Genomic DNA, 21,265 nt, shown 5'->3' on the forward strand with positions numbered 1-21,265 from the left:
AAATTCTTTATTAATATTTACCACATTACTAAAATATTTTATTTTGCAAAGTTACTAGTTTTATCAAACACTACAACAAAAATAGCGTTAATATTTCTAAAACAGAAACATTTTTTATACTTTAAGCATTCTTATGACTGGAGCACCTGCATTTTGCTCTCATCTGCCACCAATTAAGTGTAATTTTATCCATATTAAGAGAAAAATTTAGTGTAGTTTTACACACTATATCAAATACTTACGGAAGAATTATACTTTATCGCTCTTCAAAGCTACTCACTCCTTCATCACCCCTTTTGCGCACTTACGTATCCAACCCCTCTATATATAATAAGGTATAAGAGGAAACCGGATGTCCGAAAACGACGAAAAGTATACTATTTTCCACTATTTAAGTTTTATTAACTGCAAAAATATTGTATCTGTCCGAAAAAACATTATCTTTGCAAATAAAAAATATTAGTTATGAAAGCTGACTTAATAAAATATATTAGTAAGATAAACGAAAAGCCCTCAGCTCAGGGCAAGCTCCTGGAGCAGTTTATCTCTCACGGAGCCTCCACCATCCCAGAGATATCGAAGGCTATCGGAGTTAGCTTACCGACAACAACAAGTGCCCTCAACGAGTTGATAAAAGAAGGACTCGCCAAAGAGATTGGAAAGAAAGACAATTCTTCGGGACGCATCCCGATGGTTTACGACCTCGTTCCAACAGCAGGCTACTTCATCGGTGTCAATCCTGAGATGAACTGCCTGGCACTTGCAGCAAGCGACTTCGCAGGCAATCTGATTACCGAAAAAACAAGAGTGCCTTACGTATATAAGAACTCTCCAGAAAACCTGGAAGAGATAAGCAGAATCATCAATGAGTTTATCGAAAGCCTTCCTGTTTCAAGAGAAGAAATACTTCAAGTTTGCGTGAATGTGGCTGAGCGCGTGAATCCTGTACAGGGAAATGCCTACAACATGTTCACCTTCCTGAAAGAATCATTGACCGACAAGTTGACCCAGCTCATACAGCTACCTGTATGTATCGAGAACGATACCCGGAGCATGGCTTTCGCTGAGTTGATTAAGGGACAGTGCAAAGGCCTGAAAGACGTCATCTTCGTGAACGTATGCTGGGGAATCGGAATCGGAATCATCATCGACGGCAAACTCTATTACGGAAAGTCGGGATATTCTGGCGAATTCGGTCACATGACTGCCTACAACAACAACATCATCTGCCACTGCGGCAAGATAGGTTGCATAGAAACAGAGGTTTCGGGCAGAGCACTCAAAAGGAAGCTCGTCGAGAAGATAAAGGAAGGAAAGACTTCTATCCTCTCAGAAAGAGTACTGAAAAAGAATGAAGATCTATCACTCCAGGATATTCTGGATGCCATAGCAAAGGAAGATGTACTTAGCCTTGCCACACTGCAGTACATAGCAGACGAACTTGGCAAGCAGCTGGCAGGAGTCATCAACATCTTCAACCCTGAAATGCTGGTCATCGGAGGAGAAATGTCGGTTACAGGCGATTACCTCACACTACCGGTAAAGATGGGCATCAAGAAATTCTCTCTCAACATCATGAATGAGGATTCTAAAATCGTTACCTCAAGCCTGAAAGGCCTTGCAGGAATCACGGGAGCCTGCCTGATAGCAAGATACCGGTTTCTAAATGACAATAAGCAAACATAAACAACAATAACAATGAAAAGTAGATTAATTCTAGCACTGTTTATCATCACTTCAACAGTTGTTATGGCTGACAGCAAGAAAGAAAAGACAATATTTCTTGACGAGTTCAATAGTTCTGAATCAATTCCTAACCCAAAAGTTTGGAAACTTGCAGAATATTTAAATGTAGCCTGGGCGCGACATTTCAAGAACGTAAATGAATATGAAAATGTGAAAGTAGAGAATGGCTATCTCAAACTTAAAGCAAGCAAAGACGATGGCTTATATAAAACAGGTGGTATCCATACGATAAAGGGGTTTGGCAAGAATACCCGAGTAGAAGTAAAGGCAAGGTTAACCAAACGGGCTCGCGGTGCATTCCCTGCTATTTGGCAGATGCCAATTGGAGGAGAAATCTGGCCTAGAAGCGGCGAAATAGATTTAATGGAATGGATACAAAAGACTCCATATGAATTTTATCAAACAGTACATACGTATTATATTAATGGAGACACTGGCTCTGCGGGGGTAACCAATCCTAACAGAGATTCCAACTTTGATGTTACACAGTTTCATGTATATGCAGCAGAAAGGACTGACGAAGCTGTAATATTTTATGTAGACGGAAAAGAAACTTTCAGATACAAGAATATGAATCTGCCAAAAGAGAAACTGCAATTTCCGTTCTGCGATTATAATTTTGACATAATTCTAAACTGTTCCCTAGGAGGTGTGCTTAACGGGCAGCCAACTTGGGCAGGCATAATACACGATGAAGACTTACCAGTTGAATTGTGGGTAGACTGGGTAAAAGTCATAGAATGCGAATAATCAATATAACGTTTTAACTAACAATATATAATAATCCTATGAACAAAAGAGCATATTTGTACATTGCGGCTCTACTTGGTATCACATCACCATTTTATGCCGCCCCTGCATCAGCAGCTCAGACCTATTCAAAAACTGCTATGCAACAACAGAGTTCCTGCAGTGGTAATGTTAAAGACTCTAATGGAGAACCTATCATCGGTGCTACAATCAGAATCGAAGGGAGCAACGGTGGTACTGTAACTGACCTTGATGGTAATTTTACCCTAAAAGACGTCAAAATGGGAGTTAAAATTACAATTTCTTCCATCGGCTACAAGACAAAGACTATAATATGGAATGGCGGTTCTATCCGTGCTACACTGTTAGAAGACAGCAACATGCTTCAGGAAACTGTAGTTGTAGGTTATGGAGTTCAGAAAAAAGCAAACCTTACAGGTTCTGTATCGGCAATCACATCTAAAGACATCGAAGGTGTGCCAGTAGCAAACACCGCTACCCTATTACAAGGAAGAATGACAGGTGTCAACATTACAATGAATGGTGCCCAAGCTGGTAATGATAATCCGGAAATTAGAGTACGTGGCGTAGGAACATTTGGTAACAGTAATCCTATGGTTCTCATTGATGGCGTAGAAGGAACATTAAGTCAACTCAGCGATATTTCACCTGCAGATATTGAGAATATTTCTATTCTGAAAGATGCCGCATCTGCCGCTATATATGGTGTACGTGCAGCAAATGGCGTAATCCTCATTACAACAAAGAAAGGTTCAGCCGGATCTGTAAAAGTAAACTATGGAGGAAGTTATTCTATCCAGAGCGCAACTGTTTTACCAAAGTTTCTCAACAGTTACGATTGGGCTATCATGCGTAATGAAACTAATCCTGGTTCTTACGACCAAGCTGCGCTTGAAAAGTTAAAAAATGGCTCTGATCCAGACCACTATGCTAACACAGATTGGATGGATGAAATCATGCAGACAGGTCACATGCAGCAGCATAGTTTATCGGTATCAGGTGGTTCTGAAAATGTACAATTTATGACATCTATTAACTATTCTGACCAAAAGGGTATAATGAAGGAAACTGGAGTACGTAAACTAGGCTTCCGTTCCAACGTCAACTCTAAATACAAAAGATTTAGTTTTGGGTTAAATATAGCAGGAAATTTTAATGATGTAACAGCCCCAGGAAAGAATGTTGCTGGTGAAGGAGGTGTAATGCGATTGATTTCATGGTTTGCACGCCCAACTGTACCTTCACGCTATACCAATGGCCATTATGGTTATGTAGATGGTTCTAATAAAGATGCAGAAGCGTTTAAAAATCCATTAGAGGCTATCAATCTTGGATATAACAAGAATAATGCATGGCGCTTTAACGGAAAGGCAACCATTGGTATTGACATCTATGATGGTTTAAAATTCCAGACTAGTTACGCATATACATTCTATAACAAAGCGACAAAAAGTTACTCACCTAGCGATATAGATGCACGCTATGACGCAGAAGGAAACATGCTGAAAGTAGGGTCTGTAAACAATCAATTAACTGATTACAGATATCGTGAAACCATGTGGACTAATGAAAACCTTCTTACCTATAACAAGCGTTTTGGTCTTCATACAATCAATGCATTGGCAGGTCATTCTATTATTGGCTACGATGAAGAAGGTTTAACTGCATCTAAGCAAGGTTTCCCTACCAACAACATCTATGAGTTAGATGGTGGAACCAAGAATCCTAATACAGAAGGTAATGCCGGTGCTTATCGCTTACAGTCATTCTTTGGACGTATACAGTACGATTATGACAACAAATATCTCTTCGAATTCAATGTTCGACATGATGGATCTTCACGCATGCCAAAATCACACCGCTATGCAACATTTCCTTCTGTATCATTAGGTTGGGTCTTCACCAGTGAGAAATTTATGGAAGAACAGAGCAAGTGGCTCTTCGGTAAGCTCCGTTTTTCTTGGGGAAAGTTAGGTAATCAGGAAATCGGAAATTATCCTTACACTGCAACCTATGCAGCAAGCGGCAACTACTATTTTGATCAGAGTGGAACTCCTCAGGCTGGTCTTATACAGAATTCAGTTCCAAACGAAAATATCAAGTGGGAGACTACACGCAGCGTGAATATTGGTATTGATCTCGGATTCTTCAACAATAAGGTAACCACCTCATTCGATTGGTTCGATCGCAAGACTTCAGATATATTGATGCAGCTTTCTATGCCAGGTACGTTCCTCGGATTATTGAGTGCTCCTTATCAGAATGTTGGTGAAGTTCGTAACCGTGGTTGGGAATGGAGTGCTAACTATCAAGACCACCGCGGTGACTTTGGCTGGTATGCAGGTTTCAATGTAACCCATGTAAAGAATGAAATTCTCTATATGGGCGGTTTGGATGAGCGTATCAGTGGTGAAACCATCAATAGAGTAGGTGATGCTATTGGTTCTTATTACGCTTATAAGGCTATCGGCATCTATCGTACAGAGGCTGATCTCAACCGAACTAATTCAAAGGGTGAGAAGATTAAACAAAATGGTATTGAGCCAAAATTGGGTGACATCATGTATCAAGATACTAACGACGATGGAAATATTACACCAGACGACCGTGTGATTATCGGTAATCCATTCCCTAAGTATTCATTCGGTTTTAATATCGGAGGATCTTGGAAGAACTTTGACCTCTCAACACTTTGGCAGGGAGTTACTGGAATTTACCGCTATAACTGGGAATCCACTAGTGACTGGCAGGGTAACCGCACAGATCGCTGGTTAGACCGTTGGTCTGAAAGTAATCCAAATGGTTCTATGCCACGCTTGGGTTATAACTTCAATGATACATTCTCTTCATTCTGGTTGTCAAAAGCAGATTACTTGCGCTTAAAGAACTTAGAGGTAGGGTATACATTCGACCAGCTTGCAAAATGGGGTGTATCCAAGGTTCGTGTCTACTTCGCAGCAACCAATCTGCTCACACTCACTTCTTTAGATAACTACGATCCAGAAAAGACCAGCGGAGATTCACGTAACGATATCCACCCTAACATGAAGAGCGTATCATTCGGTGTTAATATTAATTTCTAAAATAGGAGGACTTTACAATGAAACAGAATAGAATATTCAACTCTATAAAAGTTGCGTCATTTTTCGGTATGATGGTGCTTACAGCAACATCTTGCTCTGACGACTTCTTTGATGTAAAAAACCCTAATGAGATTTCTAGTTCAACCTTCTGGAAAACTGAGTCAGATGCCTTGATGGCGCTTACGGGTTGTTATGACGCTATGCAAAATGGCGATTTGAACAACGATTATATTGATGGTGGGAAATTTGGTTTTCTCACCCGTGAAACTTGTACAGACAATGGTGGACACTCTTGGGGTAACTGGATGCTCGGTTCCTCTATTGCACAGGGAACATCAACAGCTAACGATCAGTGTTTCTCTAAGTATTGGAATGCGAACTATGAGCTTATCAAGCGCTGCAACGCATTGCTCGAGAATGTTGATGAAATCAGTATGAGCGACGACAAGAAGGCTGCTTTTAAGGGTGAAGCTATAGCTTTGCGTGCTCTCGGATATTGTAACTTGGTTTCAGTATTCCGCGATGTACCTTATCTCGAAAAGCCATTGACATTGGCTGAATGCCAACCTGCCCGAAATACAAAAGAAGAAATTGCCACCAAAGTTTTAGCAGACCTCAAGAAAAATATTCCTAATATCCCTGTTAAGGGAAAAGCAGGTAAAGGTCGACTTACACAAGAAGCAGCATACGCTATCATGGGGCGTTTAGCTCTCTTTACCAAGCACTACGATGAAGCTATTGAGGCATACAACCATGTAATAGGTAAATACAGCTTGTTCACCTCTGGTGATGGTTCTGATGGATATAAGAATTTCTCTGAGCTCTTCACAGAAAAGAATGAGGAATGCGATGAAGTAATCTTGGGTATTCATTATGCAGGACCTGGAAAGAACGAGGGTCAGACCTTCAGTATCAGCTGGGGTGGTCCGATGAATGCAGTTGAGGCTACTCGAAATCTCTGTGATGATTATTATTGCATTGATGGTCTGCCTATAGATAAATCACCTTTGTTCAAGGGTAAGACTGGCAAAGCAGCATACGATAAGGAAAATCCTGATTTTGCACGTTATGAGAATCGTGATCCTAGGTTGAAGGGAACTCTCTTTGTTCCTGGTATGAAGTGGCTCAACGATGTATATAATTATCCTAAAGAAGGTGGCAAGAAAATTCCTTCTGTTTCTCAAGTTGCCATTATGAAATGGTTCGTACCTGAGAATATGGCAAATGAGTATGATGGTAGTCTTGATTACTATGTAATCCGCTATGCAGAAGTTCTCCTTTCTCTTTCTGAAGCTATGATTGAGAAAGGTGGATATAGCCAAGAGCAGATTACCAAGTATATCAATGAAGTACGTGAACGTGTTCATATGCCAAAGGTTGAGGCTGTTGAGGGTAATGGTTTGTCAACAGAACAACTTCGACAGATTGTTCGTCACGAACGTCGCGTCGAGCTTGCTTTTGAGGATCTTCGCTTTGCAGATCTCTACCGCTGGGGCGAATGGAAGGATGCTATCGAACGTATGAATAAAGAATATGAAACATACGGTATGGGAGATTATTCCCGTTCTTACAGAGGGTCTCAAGATGATGTGTGGCCAATCCCACAAAATGAGATTGATACCGATCTCAACTTAAAGCAACATAAAGAATGGGGAGGAGAATGATTTTATAACACGATTCGGTTTAATTTCATTTTTGATTTCACATTTTAATAAACGTTATCAAATTCTAGAAGGGGGTACCAAAACAAGGTACCCCTCTTTTCTGGGTTTTCAAGTTCAGAAGAGCCATTCGTATTAGGTTTGCCTACCGGTTCTTCACCTATGGGCATGTATGCAGAAATCGTAAAGGCTGTGAAGGCTGGCGAAATCTCTTTCAAGCACGTCCTCACCTTCAACATGGACGAATATGTAGGCTTGCCAGAGAGGTAATGATTCTCTGCAATGGTCATAACAAGTCACGTGCGCTCCAGGCTGCCATTGAGGGACCTGTTACCCAGGCATGAACCATCAGTGCTCTGCAGCTTCACCAGCATGGCATCATCGTCTGCGACGAAATGGCTACTGACGAGTTGAAGGTCAGCACATACAAGTACTTCAAGGAAATAGAAAAAGACAACTTATAGTTTTATCATAAAAAATCAACTATTCTATGTTATATCAACACATCATGTACGAGAATAGACTAGGTTGTGTGCCCTTTCTATTGTGAAACAGGAAGGGCACTGTTGCTTTATGAAGAATAAGAGAAATATTCTTAAGAAATATCCCGAAATTTTTGGTAATTACGAATATTCAGCGTACCTTTGCAAGATATAACTTAATACAAAACATTATGGCTAATAATTATCAACCTTTCAACCGATCTTTGCTGGCGATGGCTGCCCTACAAGCCTTGCCGCTATCTCTCTTCGCCCAAAACCCACCCAACATCCTCTTCATCCTGTGTGATGACATGGGATATGGCGACCTGGCTTGCTACGGCCAACCTTACATCCACACGCCTAATATAGACCGGATGGCACAGGAGGGGATGAGATTCACCCAGGCTTATGCCGGTTCTCCCGTCTCGGCTCCGTCGAGAGCTACCCTCATGACGGGTCAGCATACGGGACATACACATGTACGTGGAAACAAGGAATACTGGAGAGGTGTGCCAATGGTAAAATATGGCAACAACGAGGAGTATTCTGTCGTAGGACAGGAACCTTACGACCCGCAGCATAAGATTCTGCCCGAAATCATGAAGGACAAAGGATACAGAACCGGTGTATTCGGGAAATGGGCTGGCGGATATGAAGGTTCAGCTTCTACTCCCGACAAGCGTGGCGTGGACGAATTCTATGGCTATATCTGCCAGTTTCAGGCTCATCTTTATTATCCTAACTTTCTGAACCGCTACAGTCGTGCAATGGGAGATACAGCGGTGGTAAGAGAGGTGATGGAAGAGAACATCCAGCATCCGATGTTCGGCAAGGATTATTTCAAGCGCAAGCAGTATTCGGCCCGCATCATCCACGACAAGGCACTGGAATGGATTGACAGTCAAGACAAGGAACATCCTTTCGTAGGATTCCTTACCTATACCCTGCCGCATGCCGAACTTGCCCAGCCGGAAGACTCCATACTGGAGAATTACCAGAGACAGTTCTTTACCGATAAAACCTGGGGCGGATGGGAAGATTCGAGATACAACGCTGCGGTTCATACCCACGCACAGTTTGCCGGAATGATTACCCGACTGGACCAATATGTGGGCGAAATCTTCGCCAAACTGAAGGAGAAGGGAATCGACAGGAATACCATCGTCATCTTTACTTCAGATAACGGACCGCATGAAGAAGGTGGTGCCGACCCGGAGTTCTTCGGTCGCGACGGTAAGTTGAAAGGTCTGAAACGCCAGTGCTACGAGGGCGGCATCCGCATACCGTTCATCGCCTGGTGGCCGGAGCATATCAAGGCAGGAGCGGTGAACGATACCCAGTTTGCCTTTTACGACCTGCTGCCTACTTTCTGCGATTTGGCAGGCATCAGAAACTTTGCCAAGCGTTATACCAACAGAAAGCTGGCTGGTGATGGTTTCGACGGAATCTCCATCGCTCCTACCCTTTTGGGCAAGGATGCAGAGCAGAAACATCACGATTATCTGTACTGGGAATTTCATGAAACCGACCAAATTGGTGTAAGAAAGGGCGACTGGAAACTGGTGGTAATAAAAGGCGAGCCACGGCTCTACAATCTGGCTACCGATATCCACGAAGACCATAATGTGGCGGCAGAACATCCGGAGATTCTTGCCGACCTCCTGGCTGCCATCAAGAAAGAGCACCGAGACAGCAAGGATTTCGAGATTACGCTGCCAAAGTTCTGATTTCCTCTCCCGGTTACAGAGAGACAACAACTAGATTCTAGAAGAAAAATGATGAACGACAACATAGCTAATCCCTTTGCCAAGCCACTCTATGTAATGCTGAAACCTGCGGGTGCCCATTGCAACCTGGCATGCAAATACTGTTATTATCTGGAGAAGAACAAGCTCTATCCCACTGCTCAGCGACATCTGATGAGCGATGAGATGCTGGAACAGTTTACCCGAGAATATATTGAGGCGCAAACCATGAACCAGGTGCTCTTCACCTGGCATGGTGGCGAGCCTCTGCTGCGCTCCATCGACTTCTACCGCAAGGCTTTATCCCTACAGCAAAAGTATGCTGGAGGCAGGCGTATCGACAACGTAATTCAGACCAACGGCACGTTGCTGACCGATGAATGGTGCGAGTTTTTCGCCCAGAACCATTGGCTGGTAGGCATCTCTATCGATGGTCCGCAGCCTGATCATGACCATTACCGGCTAACGGCTGCGGGAAAACCATCGTGGAAGAAGGTGATGCAAGGCATCAAACTGCTGAAGAAACACGGGGTAGAATGGAATGCGATGGCGGTGGTGAATGCCTATAATGCCAATCATCCGCTAGAGTTCTACCGTTTCTTCAAGGAAAACGGCTGCCAGTTCTTGCAGTTCACGCCTATCGTTGAGCGGCTGACCCGACATGAGGATGGACGTACCCTGGCAAGTCTTGCCGATAAGGATGAGATCCCGCTGAGCGAGGCATCAGTTACGCCGGAGCAGTGGGGCAACTTTCTCTGTGCGATTTTCGATGAGTGGGTACGGAAGGATGTGGGCAAAATCTTCGTTGAGATTTTCGACTGCACGCTGGCAAACTGGATGGGTGTTTCTCCCGGCATCTGTGCTTATTCCAAGGAATGCGGTCATGCGGGAGTGATGGAGCACAATGGCGATGTTTATTCCTGCGACCACTTCGTTTTTCCGGAGTATAAGTTGGGCAACATCCATGACCATTCGCTCATCGACATGCTTTATGGTAAGCAACAGCAGGAGTTCAGCCGTCTGAAGCACTGTTCTCTTCCCCGCCAATGCAGGGAGTGTGACATGGAGTTTGCCTGTCATGGTGAATGCCCCAAGAACCGCTTCATGAAAGATAAGTATGGCGATTCAGGTCTCAACTATCTCTGTCCGGGTTATTACCATTATTATCAGCATGTAGCGCCCTACATGGATTACATGAAGCAGGAGCTCATGTCGCAGCGCCCACCTTCGAACATCATGAAAGTTTTACAGTAAGCATGACAGATTCTAAAAAGCCGCACCATGAAGAACATATTTCAGGAATTCAAGGAAATCGTATCCGGTGTCATTGCCGATATGCAGGCGCTTATGATAGCCCTCTATATTGCGATGGACTGTTTCGGTACCGCCTGCAATGTAACTGGCGATGGTGCCATCGCCGTTGTCGTTGATAAGATATTCAGAAAGGATAAATAAGAAATAGAAAAAGGTGTGTCAAGAACTTATGACACACCTTTTTCTATTTTATCATCTTTAAGATTTAGAACTTAATCCAGGTCAGCTTCTTCCATATTCCCTCGAAAGGACCATGGGAGTGATACTTGAGCCAGAGGTTGGAGAAGAGACATTGTACTACCACCATGGCGATACCCACAAAGAAGGCATAGGTGATGCCGAGCTTCATCTGGAGATTGAAGCCATAATAGGCAAACAATCCACAACCGATGATAGATTGGAGGAAATAGTTGGTCAGACTCATCTTACCAAACTGGCGCAGGAACGACAAGCCCTTTCTGAACCATTCCTTTCCATACCACAAAAGTACGAATCCGGATACTACAAACGAGAGGATGAAGAAGTTGTAGATAGGATAAAGCCAATTGTTCCATGTTTCCATGTGGCGCACATCAGCGATGCCTCCCACAATCAATACCAGGATAGAAACTGCCAGCACCTTCTTCCACAAAGCCAGGTTGTTGTTCTCATTGTAGAACCATCGCATTCTGCCCACCAGCATTCCGAGTATGAAGAGGCAGATGGTCTGCGTATGTCTTCCCTTCATCATACACCAGTAATAGGTAGCCACCTGTCCGTATCGCAGGTTACCGTAGGCATTCTCCAGGAAACTGCCGTGCTGATGACCATGATACATATTTCCATACACCTCACTCAACGACGATGCATCTACCTGCCATCCGGTAATGAGGGAATAGATTTCTATCGGTTGGATAAAGAGGAAGGCAACCACCCACCAGAGCCATTTGGTAGGAAGATAGCTCAATGGGATGAGAACCAGACCATAGATGGCATAGGAGAAGAGGATGTCGCCATCGAAGAAGGCGGTATTCACGATACCGAGCATTGCCAGCAGGAACATTCGCCAGGCGAATCTACCCGAAAAGCAATTTCCCCGCTGCTGCTGGTTGTCGTTCATGATGAAGAAGCTCAATCCGAAGAGCAGGGCAAAGATGCCATACATCTTACCCGACAGCAGCAAAGCCAGCACATCTGCCATCCAATCGTCACAACCCAGCGTATAAGCATGCTCTATGCTTCCATCATACATATTGAAATGCTCCACGGAATGATAGAGAATAATACCTGCCACTGCTAATCCTCGCAAGGCATCAGCCACATCAATACGGCTGTTTTTCAATCCTAATGTCTTGTAAAAATTCATTTTGATAATGTTATGTTAGTTATTATGAGTCGACAAAGGTATAACAATTTATTGGAAAAAGAGAATAAATCAGCCTTTTCCTTAGTTATTCGTCAGAAAAAGTGTGGGAATTTGTCGATTATTCGTTAGAAAAAGTGTGGAGTTCTTGCGATTATTCATCAGAAAAAATGCAAATTAACACAAATTTATTTAACAAATAAAAGCTTCGATTCTGACCTTTCCGTCAGAATCGAAGTGCAAGCCAATCATCGAACTTCACGTTCTGGAAGGTATGGATGCCCAGTTTCTCGGCTGCCTCACAGCTTTTCTTCAGACCGATTCATTTTTCTTGCATTTTCAAACAGTTGAATCTGTCGGCTTAAATCCTCTTCTGATGGTAATGCTTCCCTTATCTGCTTGATACGAACATTATCATAAGAAGCCACCCCTATAGGAGTAGAGATTCCCTTGAATGCCCACTTCACTTCTGTTTGATTTTTATCTTTACAGATAAGTAACCCAATAGTTGGATTATCATCATCTGCCTTCAAAAGTTCGTCTACAGCATTTACATAAAAGTTCAACTTTCCGGCAAACTCAGGCTCAAATGGTTTCGCCTTTAGCTCGCAGACCACATACGAACGCAATTTTATGTGGTAAAACAACATATCTATACGACGAGACTTTCCGGCAACAATGATTTCCTTTTGGCGACCAACAAATGCAAAACCAGTACCTAATTCCAACAAAAAACGAGTGATGTTCTTTTCCAACTCATCCTCCAAGTCTTCTTCATCATATTGCTTGGGAAGTTCAAGGAAGCCAAAATCGTATGTATCTTTGGTTACTTCCTGCGCCAATCTGCTTTGTACAGGAGTAAGATAATCTGTAAAATTGGAGATGGCCCCACCTTGTGTATGAAATAAATCGGCTCGCAGGCAGTTGTCAAGTGTATTGCGACTCCACCCTTCATTAATTGTCTGCCGAATATAGAATAAAGCTTCGTCAATATCCTTGCATTTGGTGATAATCAGGATATGATGCCCCCAAGGTACATAAGAGAATAAAAGCGGAAAAGCAAGTTCATCCCCTGTACTTTCAATCTGCTCTTGAAGACCTGCGCCAACTTGTTGAAGTTTTACATTTGTCTCATTATCAACACTTTGTAATTCTCCAACAACTTGTTGGAGTTTTTCATCACCCATGTATGACGAATAAAAGACATACCACTTTTTCATATTCCAAAGGTTAGTAGTACTGAAACCTTTCGCCTTAGGAAAAGCTGCTTTCAAATCAAGACTCACCTGTTCAACAACACCAGTACCCCACTGCTCTTCGGCACGCCGAATCACAAGGTCACGTCCCAGTTGCCAATAAAACAACAACTGTTCTGAATTGACCTTGACAGCAGCCTTTATCTGCGCTTTTTGATATCTACCTTTCAGTTCTTCCAACCATGAAAAATAACTTTCATCAATATGCACATCTTGAGAACTGGCAAAATGTGGATTCTTTTCGTCCTTGTTCATAATTCACTTTATCTTGTCACTATTATATACCAACCTTTCACAAACCCTTATTATCAGAATCGAAATGCAAGCCAATCATCGAACTTCACGTTCTGGAAGGTATGGATGCCCAGTTTCTCGGCAGCCTCACAGTTTTCCTTCAAATCATCGATGAAGAGGGTTTCATCGGGATGGATGTTCGCCTGCTTGACTACCTCCTCATAGATGCGGGCATCAGGTTTTGCCAGATGCATTCGCTGAGAGAGGAAACAGTGCTCGAAATAATCTTCTACCCCATGGTTCTGATAAGGGAAAAGATGCTCCACGCAATAATCCCAATGTATATCAATGGTATTGCTCAAGAGGAAGATGCGGTAACCAGCCTTCTTCAACTGCAGGAGTCGCTCCTTTTTCTCATCAGGAATCACCACCAGCATCTTGTTGGCAGCATCGATGATTTCTTCATTCGTCACATCAGCTCCAGTCAACTCACGGGCTGCATCGCAGAATGCTTCGGTGGTAATCATTCCCACCCCCAGTTTGCTCATCAGCTTCATCCCCTCACTCTGGGGATTCGGATTCGCCAGTTCCCCCATTCCTATCGCCTTGAAAGCCCCGATGCATCCTTCCGGATTGAGCTTCACCAAGACATTGCCTAAATCGAATATGATATTCTTGTATTGCATCATACTATTCGTTACTTTCATGTTTCATTAATTCCTCATTTTCTTCAAACTCAGCAATCCACTCCTTCACCTTTGCTTGAAGTAAAGCCTTATCTGGCAGATAGAGCTGATAAGCCGATGCATAGATATTGGCATCCTTTGGCAATGTCAGTTCTACAAGTGCGTCATTCTTTTCTTTGCAAAGGAGAATGCCGATAGTAGGTTTTTCGAAATCCTGCTTTACAAATCTATCAAAGTAGTTGACATACATCTGCATCTGTCCAAGATCCTGGTGCGTCAGCTTATCGATTTTTAGGTCGATAAGGCAATAACATTGCAGGAGACGATTGTATAGAACCAAGTCAACATAGAAATTCTGTTCATCAAAAGTGAATCGCTTCTGTCGGGCCTCAAAGAGAAATCCTTTTCCCAGCTCCAGCAAGAAATCTTGAATTTTACTGATGATTGCACTTTCGAGTTTTGACTCAGAATAAACGGCTTCAGCCTTTAATCCCAAAAACTCTAATGTGAGTGGACTTTTTATCACATCACTTGCCTTTTCTATCGTTTGTCCTTCTTGCGCCAACCTCATCACTTCATCCTTATTACGACTCAGTGCCAATCGCTCATAGAGGCTGGAGTTGTACTGCCGCTGTAATTGTCGGACACTCCAATTCTGCTTGTAGCATTCAATCTCATAAAAATTACGCTCATTTTGATTAGCAATACGCATGAGTATGAGATAATGAGACCAGGAAAGAGTGAAGTGTATATCAGAATTCTCTTGAATTTCGTAAACAGTGTTTGCGATTTTTCCTTCGCTGTATATCTGGTAGAATTTTCGGGCTGCAGTAAGAGTTTCAACAGACCAACCTTTGCCATATCTTTTAGTTAATTTTTCCGACAAGTTTCTTAGCACAGTTTTCCCATATTTTGCCCTAGCATACCCTTGTTGCTCATCCTCAACAATGTATTTGCCGACTCCATAATAGGTGTAAACCATTGTGGTATCAATGGTTGTCTTTACATGTTTCCTAGCCTCATCTATCAGCTTTGATACATGCTCAAACAAAGAATCTTCACGTTTACTAATTTCATTCATTTTTATCGGTCTAAAATCCACACTATCTTTTTCCAACTCCGTAACAGCCTCGAATTGACATTTGGTCTATGGTTCTGCCAGAAGCCTATTGATTCAACTACAAAGATAATGATAATATTTCACTTGACCATTTATATGATTCACTATTTATACTTTTTTGTCTTTTGCGAATGAAAATAAGTATAAGGGATAAAAGGAAAGTACATCTTTCTTCATTATATTACAGGAAAAAGTTTTCCTCAAACTAATGTCACTATTACCACACTTCAAGTTAACCAATTGGTTTTTAATCATTTAAGTGTGACAATAAGGGCATTTTTTATTGTCACTTATTGCCACCTATTGCCACACTCGGGCGAAAAACGGGGGATTTTCAGCGAAAAAGCAGAGGAAAGCTTATTTTTTGCGGAGAAAAACATTAAAAAAGTGGAGAAAATGGCTTGCAGTTTCGAACATTTTTTGTATTTTTGCAACCAACAGGAAAAATTCCTGCCGATTCCACCTAGAAGCTTACGACTCCTGTGAAACCACTTTTTATACAATTTTAATCCCAAAGACCAATGACACAAGCAGATTTAGTCAGACTCTACTTCAACAAAGAAAGTGCTTACAACTCATGGGACTATTGCTTTAACCAGCAATGCCCACTGGCTCAGGAATGTGCACACTATCTGTCCGTAACCTACAAGAAACCGGAACAGACCAAAGGCTACGCTATCTATCCCGATGCCTACCATGACAACAAGTGCGAACATTTCCTGCAGCTGCAGATGATGAAAATGGCATACGGCTTTATGAATATTCTTGAAGAACTGAAGCGTAAAGACGAAGCCAGTTTCAGAGTACACATGACTTTCTACTTCGGAAGCAAGACTTCATACTATCGCTATAAATTAGGACAGACAGGACTCGTGCCCGAACAGCAGCAGTACGTGCTGAAATGGTGCCAGCAACATGGATACACCAACATGAGGTTCGACCGGTATGCAGAGGAGGTTAACTATTAACCGCACGTCGATAAAGATTTTAACTCACGTACATGGTCACTCGTACCCGTGTACATGAGTATCCGAACCCATGTACACGGGTACGGATAACCAACACGTTGGGTACGGATGACCGACACGACGGGTACGAATGACCGGCGTAGTCGGGTACATTTGCCCAACGCTTTTGGCAAAGTTGGGCAAAACCATTAATAATCCTAAGTATCACCCTATCAATAAATTAGCAGAATTATGAAGTTTACTATTACAAGAACCAACAAGCAGAACAAACTGATGGTCAGTTCGAAAACCGTAGAACGGTTTCTGGAGCGCATCGCTAAAGATGATGCCAAGCTGAGTGTCACCAATTTCAGAATGAGTGTGCCGCTCATGGAGGCCGACTACCAGTACTACAAAGGCATCAAGGAATGGCAGCACGTTTATCCTGCCGCAGAATTCAGCAAGGATGAAAGCGGCAATCTCGTCTTTCAGAAATCAAACGGGCTGGTGATGCTCCACTTCATCAACCTCATGTCAGACCAGGAAAAAGATGCTGTCAAGAAGACGGCCAGTCTGCTGCCGATGACCTTCGCCGCCTTCGAAGGAGCCGACGGCAGAAGCCTCATCGTGCTCGTAAGCATCTGCAACGAAGAAGGAAAAATCCCAACAAAAGAAGCCGATGCCGAATTACTCTACCAGTCAGCCTACGAACAGGTGAAGACGCTCTACCAGTCGCAGGTGCAGGCAGCCATCAAACCCGAAAAGCCATCATTGGCATCCAACTTCATGCTCACGCTGGATGCTTCACCTTATTATAACAGCAAGGCAGTGGCGATGCGCATCTCCCAAAATATGAAGAAGGTTGCCTCAGCCCCTAAGGATGTAGACGATTTGAAGACATACGATGATTATGAATTTCTCTACCGCAAGGCAGCAGAAGAGACGAAGGAAGAGATGAAAAAAGCCAACATTTCATGGCAGAACGATGAAGACCGATACCTTGCCGGTTTCTCAGCCATCGCCACCAAACTCTGCACCATGGGCCTCAGCGAAGAAGAAGCTTTCATCCACATCCGCCGAAACAACTGGGGACATGTGACAGAAGAGAAACTCCGCCAGATAGTGGGCACCGCTTACGATACCCATTCCAAAGACAGGAAGACGGAGAAATCAGCCTCAGGCAGAAAGGGCCGTGCCGACATTCTGCAGATGATCAGATACCTGGAGAGCCGGTACCAGTTCCGCTACAACACCGTGATGAAATATACCGAATACCGACCGAACAATTCGTGGGTTGGCGATTTCAGACCGGTGGATGCCCGTGTGCAGAAAAGCATGACGCTGGATGTTCAGATAGCAGACATCCACGTGAGCATCAAGGACGTAAGGAATTTTCTAGAGTCCGACCGCATCAGAAACTATAGTCCGATAGAGTCTTATCTCTATGACTGTCTGGGAAAATGGGACGGCAAGGACCGCATCCGTGCCCTGGCACGAACCGTACCCACCAACAATCCTTATTGGGAAGACTGGTTTTACACCTGGTTCCTGGGAATGGTAGACCAGTGGCGCGGCATGTATCGCCGTCAATATGGCAACAGCACCATGCCGCTGCTCATTTCCAAGCAGGGTTACAACAAGAGCACCTTCTGCCGTCGTCTCATTCCTACCGAATTATCGTGGGGCTTCACCGACAACATGATTCTGTCAGAAAAGCGTCAGGTTCTGCAGGCGATGTCACAATTTCTGCTTATCAATCTCGATGAGTTCAATCAGATTTCGCCACAGGTTCAGCAGGGATTCCTGAAGAATCTGCTGCAGTTGCCAACGGTGAAAATCAAGCCACCGTATGGCAGTCATGTCGAGGAGTTCCCCCGTCTCGCCTCCTTCATCGCCACGAGCAACATGACCGACATCCTCGCCGACCCATCCGGCAACCGCCGATTCCTGGGTGTAGAGCTGACGGGCCCGATAGATGTGAGTGGCAGACTGAACTATGAGCAGCTTTATGCGCAGGCGATGCAAGCTCTGGAGCATGGCGAAAAATCCTATTTCGATGCCAAGGAAACCGCCATCATCATGCAGAGCAACAAGCAGTTTGAGCAGATTTCGCCTATCAAGCAATGTTTTTTGGAGGTTTTCGAGCCAACAAACGACCTGAAAGAGGGAGAATATCTCACAACAGCCGCCATTTTCGACATTTTAAAGCAGAAATTCGGCTCCTCCCTCCAGGTTTCGAGCATACAGAGATTGGGCAGAGAACTCCAGAATATTGAAGGATTGCAGAGCAAGAAAACGAGATTCGGCACTGAGTATCTGGTAGTTAGGAAATAACCAACTCCCTTTTTCTCTCTTTTTCTCATAAAAAAGGCGTGGTAACGCGTGGTATTAAGTGGCAATAGAAAAAACGCTTATTACCACGCGTTATTTACTTATAATCAATCAGTTACACAAAGCGTGATAAATGTGGTAATAAAAACAGCAAAACATTTCCGTATAATAATCATACTTCATCACCACTATTGTTCCCCATTCTATCTTCTCTTTCTTTTTGCAATCTTACCCAAAGCATTGATAGAATCCAGATAATCTTCCTCTACTTGGGTCAAGGTTTTAACCTGATACTTTCTGTATTCAGCCAAAGCCTTATCCATCGCCTCCTGATGGCTGATGCTACCAGAACCTTTCAGCAATGGACGTCCTGTAGATTGCAGGATGGTATCGAGCTGTTTCACGTAGTCCATCATATAGACAGGACGATGTTCCAGAGCCATGATTTCTGCAAAATCGAAATATCCGGAAACAAGATTGTTGAGAATCTTCAGTTCGTTTTCATCCAGATAATTTTTGGCTATCTTTATATCCTTGATGGCAGGTAATTCCCCTTCAAAAGTTTTCAAACCCATAAATGGCTGTTCGGCATCAGCTCGTTCATAGATGACCTCAGCAGCAGCAGTATGTCCATGGGCGGCATAATGCAATTTGTTCTGCACTATCTTGAAGAATAGCTTCGAGGCATCAGTCCGTGGATCATAGTCAACACTTGTAGCATAGATATCGAGAACCTGACGATAAAGCACTTTCTCTGAAGAGCGAATATCACGAATGCGGTCTAGCAGTTCTTTCCAGTAACTGCCGCCACCCATATTTTTGAGTCGCTCATCATCCATTGTAAATCCCTTCACAATATATTCATGGAGTCGCTCTGTAGCCCACTGGCGGAAGCGTGTACCTTGAATAGATTTTACACGATACCCCACAGAGATAATAACATCAAGATTGTAGTATTTTACCTCTTTACTCTGCGTTTTCCCCTCTAAAGCACCATGTTGAGTGGTCTGTCGGAATTTCCGACAAACCACTTTTTCATCCAATTCTCCTTCTTTGAAAATATTGGAAATATGCTCACTAATCGTAGCACGACCTTTATTGAATAATTGCGCAATTTGCTCAATATTCAACCACACGGTTTTATTCTCCAATCTCACGTCAAGTCTTACACCTTCATCAGATTGGTAAATAATCATTTCGCCCAAATCCGTCTGCACTTCATCCTCCCATTTATATCCACAATCCATACAGAGATGAATCATCCCTTCAGATTGCACATTCTGCGAGTTGCATTTCGGGCAAGTTATCTTATTATTATTTGCTTCCATTGTTACGCTATTGCTTATTCCTTAGCTCTTCTATCAAGTCATTTACAATATATGTATCACTCATCAGATGCAAGCCAAGTTCTTGGTCATGCAGCATACGGCAAACATCAGAGTCATAGAATATCTGTAATGCTCTGTCGGTTGATATATGTAACGTATCGGCTAACTGCTTTATGATACGAGCGATTTTATTCCATAATAAGAAATCCAACATAATTATATCCTTTCGTATGATTTGAATTGCTTTTCCATTATTCTTTATCTTTCCCAATTTTTAAGAGCTTCGACCACATCATTTGCTACAGCTTCCCGACTCTCGGTATGTAGAGTATCATAGCAATCTTGGATGAGACTCTTGATTAGCCCCACCTTATCCAATCGCTTTCTCATTTCAGACGGCGATATACCCATTTTTTGTGCCGAAGCCTCGATAGCCAACACCGTAAAGGCGAGGCGGTCAAACTCTGGGTCACTTTTCAGTAACAGTTCTCTATCTTCCATTCTTTACAAAATATTGTATTTAAATGCAAATTTAAAGATTTTCTCTGATATTCCACTCGATTTCGGAGTTAAATAAAGAAAAATAGCCCGATTTCGCTAAAAACTTTACTGATGATGGAAGAAGAATTGGGAAAAGTACGAGTAAACTTCTCCGAGGATAAAAGAAGCTTGGAGAGTTGAAAGGTAGAATAAATCATGAACTTCATTATGCGAGTTCATCCACTTCATTTAACGACTTCATGTACTTCATTTCGCGAGTTCATCCACTTCATTTCACGAGTTCATCTACTTCATTGAATTGACACATACGGCTACGGTGGCTGAAGGAGACGGCTGAGTTAGCTGAATGAGTCGACTGCATTAGGTGAAGGAGACGGCTGAGTTAGCAGAAAGAGTCGAATGCGGTGACCGAAGGAGTCGAATGCGGTGACCAAAGGAGTCGAATGCAGTGGCTGGAGGAGTCGAATGCGATAGCTGAAGGAGTCGAATGCAGTGGCTGAAGGAGTCGAATGCAGTGACCGGAGGAGACGGTACATGAACCTTTGAATCGTACACGATAATTCAAAGAGCGAATAGCCCCATTTTGAGGCATTCCTTAATTCCGCAACACTATAGTTTAACATTATTTATAAGTGCCTGAGCAACAAAAAGTTGCCCAGGATTTTGCCATGTCAGAATTTTCACTTACCTTAGTGTTGCGAAAAGAAGACAAGCAAAA

15 protein-coding genes and 2 pseudogenes are annotated in these 21,265 nt (G+C 43.0%); 10 read left to right on the forward strand and 7 right to left on the reverse strand.

The genetic code is table 11. The features are described 5' to 3' along the window. The first annotated feature begins 465 nt into the window (after positions 1-465). The 8 genes and pseudogenes from ACWJAO_RS11955 to ACWJAO_RS11990 form a co-directional block, all read left to right on the forward strand. Positions 466-1,686, forward strand: coding sequence for an ROK family transcriptional regulator (locus tag ACWJAO_RS11955; RefSeq protein WP_287798468.1), 1,221 nt, complete (start codon positions 466-468; stop codon positions 1,684-1,686). Between the two features lie 12 nt (positions 1,687-1,698). Continuing rightward, positions 1,699-2,496: a glycoside hydrolase family 16 protein gene (locus tag ACWJAO_RS11960; protein WP_144151057.1), complete on the forward strand. Its 798-nt coding sequence runs from the start codon at positions 1,699-1,701 to the stop codon at positions 2,494-2,496. Positions 2,497-2,636: 140 nt separating this feature from the next. Next, positions 2,637-5,600: a SusC/RagA family TonB-linked outer membrane protein gene (locus ACWJAO_RS11965; protein WP_449140409.1), complete on the forward strand. Its 2,964-nt coding sequence runs from the start codon at positions 2,637-2,639 to the stop codon at positions 5,598-5,600. A 17-nt stretch (positions 5,601-5,617) separates the two neighbouring features. Beyond that, positions 5,618-7,264 carry a RagB/SusD family nutrient uptake outer membrane protein gene (locus ACWJAO_RS11970; RefSeq protein WP_449140410.1) on the forward strand — a complete coding sequence of 549 codons (1,647 nt, stop codon included), beginning with the start codon at positions 5,618-5,620 and terminating at the stop codon, positions 7,262-7,264. A 111-nt stretch (positions 7,265-7,375) separates the two neighbouring features. Next, positions 7,376-7,725 (forward strand): annotated as a pseudogene (locus ACWJAO_RS11975) (hypothetical protein); the annotation flags it as partial. Between the two features lie 209 nt (positions 7,726-7,934). After that, positions 7,935-9,470 (forward strand): arylsulfatase, encoded by a 1,536-nt coding sequence (locus ACWJAO_RS11980; protein WP_449140411.1) that lies wholly within the window; start codon positions 7,935-7,937, stop codon positions 9,468-9,470. Between the two features lie 51 nt (positions 9,471-9,521). Further along, entirely contained in the window at positions 9,522-10,742 is a 1,221-nt protein-coding gene (locus tag ACWJAO_RS11985; RefSeq protein WP_449140418.1) for an anaerobic sulfatase-maturation protein, read from the forward strand. 75 nt (positions 10,743-10,817) lie between these two features. Next, positions 10,818-10,943, forward strand: a pseudogene (locus ACWJAO_RS11990) (cation:dicarboxylate symporter family transporter); the annotation flags it as partial. A gap of 64 nt (positions 10,944-11,007) precedes the next feature. On the opposite strand, the gene ACWJAO_RS11995 reads toward ACWJAO_RS11990, so the two are convergent. From ACWJAO_RS11995 to ACWJAO_RS12010, 4 genes are all read right to left on the reverse strand, one after another. Further along, positions 11,008-12,147 carry a DUF418 domain-containing protein gene (locus ACWJAO_RS11995; protein WP_449140412.1) on the reverse strand — a complete coding sequence of 380 codons (1,140 nt, stop codon included), beginning with the start codon at positions 12,145-12,147 and terminating at the stop codon, positions 11,008-11,010. 296 nt (positions 12,148-12,443) lie between these two features. Further along, positions 12,444-13,655, reverse strand: a complete 1,212-nt coding sequence (locus ACWJAO_RS12000) for a PDDEXK nuclease domain-containing protein (protein WP_449140413.1) — start codon at positions 13,653-13,655, stop codon at positions 12,444-12,446. A gap of 53 nt (positions 13,656-13,708) precedes the next feature. Continuing rightward, positions 13,709-14,341 (reverse strand): HAD family hydrolase, encoded by a 633-nt coding sequence (locus ACWJAO_RS12005; RefSeq protein WP_449140414.1) that lies wholly within the window; start codon positions 14,339-14,341, stop codon positions 13,709-13,711. After that, positions 14,325-15,401, reverse strand: coding sequence for a PDDEXK nuclease domain-containing protein (locus tag ACWJAO_RS12010; protein WP_449140419.1), 1,077 nt, complete (start codon positions 15,399-15,401; stop codon positions 14,325-14,327). Before ACWJAO_RS12010 ends, ACWJAO_RS12005 begins: the two co-directional genes overlap by 17 nt. 560 nt (positions 15,402-15,961) lie before the next feature. On the opposite strand from ACWJAO_RS12010, the gene ACWJAO_RS12015 reads away from it, so the two are divergent. Both ACWJAO_RS12015 and ACWJAO_RS12020 read left to right on the forward strand, forming a co-directional pair. Beyond that, positions 15,962-16,408, forward strand: a complete 447-nt coding sequence (locus ACWJAO_RS12015) for a DUF6078 family protein (RefSeq protein WP_449140415.1) — start codon at positions 15,962-15,964, stop codon at positions 16,406-16,408. A 231-nt stretch (positions 16,409-16,639) separates the two neighbouring features. Beyond that, positions 16,640-18,721, forward strand: a complete 2,082-nt coding sequence (locus ACWJAO_RS12020) for a VapE domain-containing protein (RefSeq protein ID WP_449140416.1) — start codon at positions 16,640-16,642, stop codon at positions 18,719-18,721. Positions 18,722-18,921: 200 nt separating this feature from the next. Here ACWJAO_RS12020 and ACWJAO_RS12025 read toward each other — a convergent pair whose 3' ends face one another. The 3 genes from ACWJAO_RS12025 to ACWJAO_RS12035 all read right to left on the reverse strand — a co-directional run bounded on the left by ACWJAO_RS12025 (position 18,922) and on the right by ACWJAO_RS12035 (position 20,547). Continuing rightward, positions 18,922-19,965: a virulence RhuM family protein gene (locus ACWJAO_RS12025; protein ID WP_449140420.1), complete on the reverse strand. Its 1,044-nt coding sequence runs from the start codon at positions 19,963-19,965 to the stop codon at positions 18,922-18,924. An 88-nt stretch (positions 19,966-20,053) separates the two neighbouring features. Further along, a complete protein-coding gene (locus ACWJAO_RS12030; RefSeq protein ID WP_449140417.1) occupies positions 20,054-20,317 on the reverse strand; it encodes a DUF3791 domain-containing protein in 264 nt (87 codons plus the stop codon). Then, positions 20,305-20,547 carry a DUF3791 domain-containing protein gene (locus tag ACWJAO_RS12035; protein WP_153123905.1) on the reverse strand — a complete coding sequence of 81 codons (243 nt, stop codon included), beginning with the start codon at positions 20,545-20,547 and terminating at the stop codon, positions 20,305-20,307. Before ACWJAO_RS12035 ends, ACWJAO_RS12030 begins: the two co-directional genes overlap by 13 nt. Between the last annotated feature and the right edge of the window lie 718 nt (positions 20,548-21,265).

The sequence above is a fragment of the Segatella sp. genome (genome assembly GCF_977051555.1).

Excerpts from the sequence above, each read along its gene's own strand:
- ACWJAO_RS11955 (WP_287798468.1), top strand. The coding sequence starts at position 466 with ATGAAAGCTGACTTAATAAAATATATTAGTAAGATAAACGAAAAGCCC.
- ACWJAO_RS11960 (WP_144151057.1), top strand. The coding sequence starts at position 1,699 with ATGAAAAGTAGATTAATTCTAGCACTGTTTATCATCACTTCAACAGTT.
- ACWJAO_RS11965 (WP_449140409.1), top strand. The coding sequence starts at position 2,637 with ATGCAACAACAGAGTTCCTGCAGTGGTAATGTTAAAGACTCTAATGGA.
- ACWJAO_RS11970 (WP_449140410.1), top strand. The coding sequence starts at position 5,618 with ATGAAACAGAATAGAATATTCAACTCTATAAAAGTTGCGTCATTTTTC.
- ACWJAO_RS11980 (WP_449140411.1), top strand. The coding sequence starts at position 7,935 with ATGGCTAATAATTATCAACCTTTCAACCGATCTTTGCTGGCGATGGCT.
- ACWJAO_RS11985 (WP_449140418.1), top strand. The coding sequence starts at position 9,522 with ATGAACGACAACATAGCTAATCCCTTTGCCAAGCCACTCTATGTAATG.
- ACWJAO_RS11995 (WP_449140412.1), bottom strand. The coding sequence starts at position 12,147 with ATGAATTTTTACAAGACATTAGGATTGAAAAACAGCCGTATTGATGTG.
- ACWJAO_RS12000 (WP_449140413.1), bottom strand. The coding sequence starts at position 13,655 with ATGAACAAGGACGAAAAGAATCCACATTTTGCCAGTTCTCAAGATGTG.
- ACWJAO_RS12005 (WP_449140414.1), bottom strand. The coding sequence starts at position 14,341 with ATGAAAGTAACGAATAGTATGATGCAATACAAGAATATCATATTCGAT.
- ACWJAO_RS12010 (WP_449140419.1), bottom strand. The coding sequence starts at position 15,401 with ATGAATGAAATTAGTAAACGTGAAGATTCTTTGTTTGAGCATGTATCA.
- ACWJAO_RS12015 (WP_449140415.1), top strand. The coding sequence starts at position 15,962 with ATGACACAAGCAGATTTAGTCAGACTCTACTTCAACAAAGAAAGTGCT.
- ACWJAO_RS12020 (WP_449140416.1), top strand. The coding sequence starts at position 16,640 with ATGAAGTTTACTATTACAAGAACCAACAAGCAGAACAAACTGATGGTC.
- ACWJAO_RS12025 (WP_449140420.1), bottom strand. The coding sequence starts at position 19,965 with ATGGATTGTGGATATAAATGGGAGGATGAAGTGCAGACGGATTTGGGC.
- ACWJAO_RS12035 (WP_153123905.1), bottom strand. The coding sequence starts at position 20,547 with ATGGAAGATAGAGAACTGTTACTGAAAAGTGACCCAGAGTTTGACCGC.